This window comes from Pseudomonas sp. R62, from assembly GCF_000257605.1.
Lineage (GTDB): Bacteria > Pseudomonadota > Gammaproteobacteria > Pseudomonadales > Pseudomonadaceae > Aquipseudomonas > Aquipseudomonas atacamensis.
Genome location: NZ_JH635998.1, coordinates 1084951 through 1090302 on the forward strand (window position 1 = coordinate 1084951; position 5352 = coordinate 1090302).

At 61.8% G+C, this 5352-nt stretch carries 5 protein-coding genes; 3 read left to right on the forward strand and 2 right to left on the reverse strand.

The genetic code is table 11. The annotated features are described in order from the left end of the window. Nucleotides 1-981, reverse strand: a 981-nt coding sequence (locus OQK_RS06330; RefSeq protein ID WP_016771624.1) for a PepSY-associated TM helix domain-containing protein, incomplete at its 3' end; no start/stop codon positions are given. Then, the gene (locus OQK_RS06335) at nt 978-1283 is read right to left on the reverse strand and encodes a DUF3649 domain-containing protein (RefSeq protein WP_016771625.1); all 306 of its coding nucleotides are present in this window, start codon (nt 1281-1283) and stop codon (nt 978-980) included. The genes OQK_RS06330 and OQK_RS06335, both read right to left, overlap by 4 nt. Nucleotides 1284-1428: 145 nt before the next feature. Between OQK_RS06335 and OQK_RS06340 the strand changes: the two genes are divergently transcribed. From OQK_RS06340 to fecA, 3 genes are all read left to right on the forward strand, one after another. Then, nucleotides 1429-1959, forward strand: coding sequence for a sigma-70 family RNA polymerase sigma factor (locus OQK_RS06340; protein WP_050977851.1), 531 nt, complete (start codon nt 1429-1431; stop codon nt 1957-1959). Next, entirely contained in the window at nt 1956-2888 is a 933-nt protein-coding gene (locus OQK_RS06345; RefSeq protein ID WP_016771627.1) for a DUF4880 domain-containing protein, read from the forward strand. The genes OQK_RS06340 and OQK_RS06345 overlap by 4 nt, the downstream gene beginning before the upstream one ends. An 87-nt stretch (nt 2889-2975) precedes the next feature. Then, on the forward strand, nt 2976-5309 hold the full coding sequence (fecA, locus tag OQK_RS06350) for a TonB-dependent Fe(3+) dicitrate receptor FecA (RefSeq protein ID WP_016771628.1): 2334 nt from the start codon (nt 2976-2978) through the stop codon (nt 5307-5309). Nucleotides 5310-5352: the final 43 nt, after the last annotated feature.

Sequence of the window (5352 nt, forward strand, 5' to 3'; positions counted from 1 at the left end):
AAACGCGCCACCCACCGCCATCGCCATGGGTTGATCGGGGGTGCTGCTCAGAAGCTGCCCGGTGACGCCGTTGAAGGTCACCGCCCGGCCGAAATCATGCACCACCCGATCGCCCGCGCGGGACAGCACCACCGTGGCGCTGGCATCGCCCGGGTTGCTCACCGACAGGCGCGCGGTGTGGCCGCCCGACCACTGCTCGCTGGCCTTGGCCAGTAGCGGCGCCATGGCGGTCAGCGGTGCGGCGACATCGGCGCGCTCGGGCGTCTTCGAGGCGGGAAAGACTTCGTCGTAGAACTTGCGCACGTCGCTGCCGTAAGAGGCGACGATGCTGGCCGGCATGACCATCGACATGAAAATCACCAGGCTGCTGTAAGTGATCATCAAGTGAAACGGCAGCACCAGCACACCCACGGCGTTATGCCCGTCGAGCCAGGAACGCTGGCCCTTGCGCGGGCGGAAGGTGAAGAAGTCCTTGAAGATTTTCTTGTGGGTGATGATGCCGCTGATCAACGCAACGAACATCACCATCGCGGCGAGGGTCGCCAGCCAGCGCCCCCACGGGTAAGGCATCTGCAACTGGAAGTGAAAGCGGTAAAAGAACTCGCCGCCCATGCTTTCGCGGCCCTGTACCTCGGCGCCGCTCTGGGCGTCTAGGGTTCTGGATTCGAAGCGGCCGCGCTCGCCGGGGTTGCCCGGCGCCTGTTGCCAGCGCACCGTCAGGCCGGGGTCGCGGGCATCGGGCAAATCGATCAGCCAGCGCGAGGCGCCGGCGGCGTGTTGTTGCAGATAATCTTGCGCCAGCGCCAGGCTCGCTTCGCTATCAAGCGAATGTGCAGCGATTTCCGGCTGCATCCAGTGGCTGATTTCATCTTTGAAATAAGCGAGCGTGCCGGTGAAAAAAATCGCGAACAGCAACCAGCCGAACACCAGCCCGGCCCAGGTGTGCAGCCAGGCCATCGCCTGCCGGAACCCTTCCTTCATGCCAGCCCCAGACCGCGCGCGGCACCGGAAACGGTGGCGAGGATCACGCTCGGCACCAACAGGCCGACCCACGCCGACCACGCGCTGCGGCAGGCAAAGCACCAGAGCACTGCGACCAGATAGACCAGAAAGGACACGGTCATGCCAGCGACCACCGCTTCGGCGCGGTTCAGCGGCAGCCACAACGTCAGGGTGACACTGGCCAGCGCCGCCACAAGATAGCCGCCGAAAATCGCCGCCAGCACTCGCGAAGTGACGGCCAGACGATAGGACATGGGAAGGGTGGCGAGTTTGCCTTTCATGTTTCGACCCTGAAACGGAAACGTTCGGCCGACAAGCCGAATCTACAGGAGAGCAATATTAATGATAAATATTCTCATACGCAAAAGCATCTGATTGCCGGACACTGTCGCCAGCCTCTACAATGCGAACCGTTCTTGTTCTCTAATGCACGTTCTCTACGCAAGTTTTGCGTCCGGAGTCATTTCGTTGCCGCCCGCCCATCCCGTCGAATCGCTCTACCACGCTCATCACAGCTGGCTCACCGGCTGGTTGCGGCGCAAGCTCGGCTGCCCGGACAGCGCGGCGGATCTGGCTCAGGACACGTTCATCAAGGTGCTGACCGCTCGCGAGCCACCGCTGATCATCGAACCGCGCGCCTTTCTCACCACGCTGGCCAAGCGCGTGCTGTTCAATCACTACCGACGCCAGGATGTGGAACGCGCCTACCTCGAGACACTGGCGCAGATGCCGGAGATGGTCGCGCCGTCGGAAGAGCACAAAGCGATCATCCTGCAGACACTGGTCGAACTCGATGAAATGCTCGACGGATTGCCGCGCCAGATCAAACGCGCTTTCCTGCTCGCTCAGGTCGATGGTCTGACTTATCCACAGATCGCCGCAGAACTGGGTATTTCTGTGGCCACGGTCAAACGCCATTTGAACAAAGCGGCCATGCGCTGCTATTTCGCCCTGTGAATCGGGTGCCGGATTTCTCCGCGCAAGTCGCCGAACAGGCGGTGCACTGGCTGCTGGAAATGCAGCAGGGCACGCTGACCCCGCGCCAGCAACAGGCCTGGCAACAATGGCTGGATGCACACAGCGAACACCGCCGGGCGTGGGAACACATGCAACGAGTCAATCAGCGTTTGCGCGGCGTTTCGTCGCCGTTGGCCCACGCCGCGTTGAACGGACCGAAGTCCGGCAGCCGCCGTCAGGCGCTGAAAATGTTGCTGATTCTCGGTGCCGGCTCAGCGGCGACCTGGGGCATGCGCGAGCACACGCCGTTGCCGTCGCTGCTCGCCGATTACCGCACGCCGGTGGGCCAGCGGCGCAAGATCGGCTTGGGCGGTGCCGATTCGTTACAGCTCAATACCGCCAGCTCGGTTGATGTTGATGGTGCGCAGCGGTTGATTCGTCTGCTCGAGGGCGAAATGCTGTTGAGCGCTGCAAATCCGTTCGAGATACGCACGGCACACGGCGTGCTGAAAAGCCAAGGTGCGCGCCTCAATGTGCGGCAGTTTGTTGATCGCACGCAGATCGCCCTGTTCGAAGGACGAGTCGAACTCAACGCCAGCCAGCGCGCGCCCCTGCTGCTGCCGGTCGCGCGGCAGTTGAGTTTTACTGCCAGCTCCGTCAGCGCGGCCAAACCACTGGACGCCAACAGTGGTGCGTGGACTGACGGCATGCTGGTCGCCGCTCATATGCGCCTCGGTGATTTCCTCGAAGAGCTTGGCCGCTACCGGCGCGGGCAGCTGCGGTGCGACAGCCAGGTCGCCGATCTGCTGATTTCCGGGACGTATCCACTTGATGACAGTGAGCGGATTCTTGACCTGTTGCAGATCAGTCTGCCGGTCAGAGTGAAGCGCTTTACCCGTTATTGGGTGAGCGTCGAAGCGCGGGTGTAAAAAAACGCCAAAACCATGAGCCGTTTTTCAGATCTGGCGTGACAGAGAAGGAAAGCCCCTTGATTCCACCTTCTCAGGATCATCCACATGCAGCCCACCCGCCTTACCCCACTGGCCCGAAGCCTGCGCAATCTTCTGCTCGGCGCCAGCCTGAGTTTCACCGCCCTGCCCGCTGCGCTGGGCGCCGAGACCAAGGTTTATCACATCGCCCCGACGTCGCTGGAAACCGCGCTGAACCAGTTTGGCCGTGAAGCCGGCGTGCTGATTTCCTTTGGCTCGCAAGTCACCAGCGGTGTGCAGAGCCGGGGTCTGGAGGGCAATTACACGACGCAACAAGGCCTCGATGCCCTGCTCGAAGGCACAGGCCTGCAAGCCCGCGCCGAAGGCGACAATGCCTTCAGCCTGCAACCGCTGGCTGACGCGGCGCTGGAGCTGGGCACCTCGACCGTAGTCGGCGACTGGCTCGGCGATGCGGCGCAGATCAATGTCTTCGAACACCCCGGGGCACGTGATGTGATCCGCCGCGACGAATTCGAACGCCAGGGCGCGACCCAGGCCCGCGATGTGCTCAACCGCATCCCCGGTGTGAATGCGCCGGAGAACAACGGCACCGGCAGCCACGACATGGCGCTGAACTTTGGCATTCGTGGCTTGAATCCACGCCTGGCCGCGCGCTCGACAGTATTGATGGACGGCATCCCGGTACCGTTCGCGCCGTATGGTCAGCCGCAGTTGTCGTTCGCGCCGATCAGCATGGGCAACATGGATGCGGTGGACGTGGTGCGTGGCGGCGGTGCGGTACGTTACGGCCCGCAGAACGTCGGCGGCGTGGTCAACTTCGTGACCCGGGCGATTCCGGACGAGCCAACGGTCAAGGGTGGTTTCCAGACTGAAACCAGCCCATCGTCGAGCCACGACGGTTTCAAGACCAGCGCCAATCTGCTGGCCGGCGGCACCAACGCCAACGGCCTCGGTGGTGCGCTGTTGTACTCCGGCACCCGTGGCGGTGACTGGCGCGAACACAGCGACACCGAGATCGACGACCTGATCCTCAAGGGCAAATATCAGCTCGACGAAGCCAACAGCTTCAACGCCATGGCCCAGTATTACGAAGGCAAGGCCGACATGCCCGGTGGTCTCAACGTCGCCGATTACGATGCCGATCCGTATCAATCGACGCGGCCGAAAGATCAGTTCTGGGGGCGCCGCACGATGTTCAACTTCGGCTATCGCTATCAGGAAGATCGCCGCGAATTCACCGCCAACACCTTCTTCACCAAAACCCTGCGCAGCGGTTATCTGGATCAGGGCACATTCCTTTCGCTGTCGCCGCGCGAGTACTGGGTACGTGGCCTGGAAACCCGTTTCGCCCAAGGCTTCGACCTCGGTCCGAGCAGTCACGAAGTCGGCGTCGGCTATCGCTACATCAACGAGGCCGGCCACGAACTGCGTTATCGCACGCCGATCAGCGCCAACGAATACCCAACCACCAGCAGCCGCAACGACCGCGACACTCGCGGTGGTACCGAGGCCAACGCGTTCTTCGTCGATGACCGCATCGACATCGGCAAATGGACCATCACCCCGGGCGTGCGCTACGAGATGATCGAGTCGCAACAGACCAACAACCTGACCAACGTCAAATACAAGGGCGACTACAACACCGCGCTGCCGGCGCTGAACGTGCTTTATCACCTCACCGACAGCTGGAACCTGTATGCCAACACCGAAGGCTCGTTCGGCAGCGTGCAATACAGCCAGATGCCCAATCGCGTGAGCAGCGGCGAGGTGAAACCGGAAAAGGCGCGCACCTGGGAACTCGGCACGCGCTATGACAACGGTGCCCTGCGCGCGGAGATCGGCGCATTCCTGATCAACTTCGACAACCAGTACGAAAGCAACCAGACCAACGACTCGGTGATCGCTCGCGGCGAAACCCGCCATCAGGGCATCGAGACCAGCGTCAATTACGCGCTGGATGACTTGAGCCCGGCGCTGGCCGGTTTCGATGTCTACGCCAGTTATGCCTATGTCGACGCCACCATCCGCGAGGATGGGCCGAACAAAGGCAACCGCGTGCCGTTTTCCTCCAAGCACAAAGGCACGATTGGCGTCGGTTATACCGAAGGGCCATGGAAGCTGAATCTGGACAGCAGCTTCCAGAGCGACCAGTTCGCCGACAACGCCAACACTTCGAAAGAAAGCGCCGATGGCAGCACCGGCAAGATCCCCGGCTACATGCTGTTCAGCAGCCGCGCCGGGTATGACTTCGGACCGCAACTGTCGGATTTGAATGTGGCGGTGGGCGTGAAGAACATCTTCAACACGCAGTACTTCACACGCTCGTTCGATGACAACAACAAGGGCAAGTACGTGGGTGAGCCGCGGACGGTTTATGTGCAGACTTCGGTGGCGTTCTGACCGCAGCCCATTGAAGATCAAAAGCCCCTCACCCTAACCCTCT

Bases quoted from the DNA above. Each gene is read 5' to 3' on its own strand.
- OQK_RS06335 (WP_016771625.1), bottom strand. From the start codon at position 1,283: ATGAAAGGCAAACTCGCCACCCTTCCCATGTCCTATCGTCTGGCCGTC.
- OQK_RS06340 (WP_050977851.1), top strand. From the start codon at position 1,429: ATGCACGTTCTCTACGCAAGTTTTGCGTCCGGAGTCATTTCGTTGCCG.
- fecA (WP_016771628.1), top strand. From the start codon at position 2,976: ATGCAGCCCACCCGCCTTACCCCACTGGCCCGAAGCCTGCGCAATCTT.